General features: G+C 64.4%; 1 protein-coding gene and 1 pseudogene. Both read right to left on the reverse strand.

Annotated elements, in window-relative coordinates; all coding sequences use genetic code 11:
• Nucleotides 1-701: pseudogene (locus U4E84_RS17395) on the reverse strand (DNA polymerase IV); the annotation flags it as partial.
• 160 nt (nucleotides 702-861) lie between these two features.
• Nucleotides 862-1,406, reverse strand: a 545-nt coding sequence (locus U4E84_RS17400; protein WP_322533351.1) for a hypothetical protein, incomplete at its 5' end; no start/stop codon positions are given.

Raw genomic sequence — 1,406 nt, forward strand, 5'->3', positions numbered from 1 at the left:
GGCTTGTCGGCGTCGCTGGCGACCTTCGCTGCCGACATGTTCGGCGCGACGCCGACGCTCGCCGGCACGCCCGCCTCCCGCTCGATCCGGTCTTTCACGTGCCGGGCGTACCCCTCCGCGAGGGTCCGCGCCTCGGCGGGGCCGGCGGCGCCGCTCGGCGGGGGACCTTCGGGGGCGGCGGCGCCGTCGTCGGTCACGCCGCCACCTCCCGCGACCGCCCACGAGGTTCGGTCGGTGACGTCGAGGTACGCCTCGTCGCTGCTCACCTCCCGCCGCGTGTCGGCGCAGTCGCGTAAGACCGCCTTCACCTCGCTCGCCACGTCCTCGTAGAAGTCGAGGTCGACGGGGAGGTACCGGCCCGTCTCCGCCGGATCCGGCGCGTCCGGGTCGTCCGGGTCCGCGTCGGCGCGGCGGGGGAGGAGCTCCAAGGCCTTCGAGATTGGCATCGCGCTCTCGACGCCGAACTCGCGGGCCTCGTAGCTCGCGGTCGCGACCGCGCCGATCGACTCGCCCGGCTCGTACCCCATCCCGACCACGACGGGTTCGTCGTCGAGGTCGTCGTGGCGCAGCCGCTCGCAGGACGCGTAGAAGCAGTCCATGTCGACGTGACAGACGACGCGGTCAGGAGCACGCTCACCAGCCTCCTGAGTGTCCGTGTCGGACCAACTTGTGAGTTCACCCCGTTCGACGTCATCGCCCATCGGCTGTTCATCCAAACGATGATCATGAACACACTCGAAGCTATCGGGCGCAGAGCCGCACACGAACTATTTGGAGTAGGTCGCCCCCAATTTTAATAAATATAAGCTTTTTGACAGCAAAGAAAATAGAAACGTGTTTTAGATGCGCATAGTAGTGGTGTTAGCGGAACGGGAACAGGTAATCCTGTTCGACGACGTGATACGGCCGGCCCTTGTGGGTGAGTGTTGATGCGTTCGCAACGAACTGGCGTGGGGCGTAGCCGATAAGTCGCACGTCCGTCTCGTCGACGCGTGACGCCAGTGCGTAGTAGTCGGCGTGAAGTGGCTTGTACGCGTCCACGGTGAGGTCAGGGTCAGACCGCTGTCGACCAACCGTCTTCACATCGATTGTCGCACCACGACACTTGAGATCGAACCCACCGTCACCACCGTCGGTGTAGACCTCGACATTGAGACGATCTGCGATACCGAGGTGCTTTGCAAATGCGTCTTCCCCGAGCAGCCCAGTCAGATGGTCCCGACGCGTCCCAGACCACGTGTCCGCAATGTGACGCGCGTGTTCGGCCAAAGGATAGAGCCGTTCCTCGGGCACATGGACTGTTGGTCGGTCAGCAATCGATACGTCTGCCGCTGCGACGAGCGGTGTCGGTGCGGGTTCGGTCTTCGGCGATTCAGCTGTGGGTTTGCTGTCGTCGGTGGACATAG

This window comes from Halorubrum sp. AD140, from assembly GCF_034497445.1.
Classification (GTDB): domain Archaea; phylum Halobacteriota; class Halobacteria; order Halobacteriales; family Haloferacaceae; genus Halorubrum.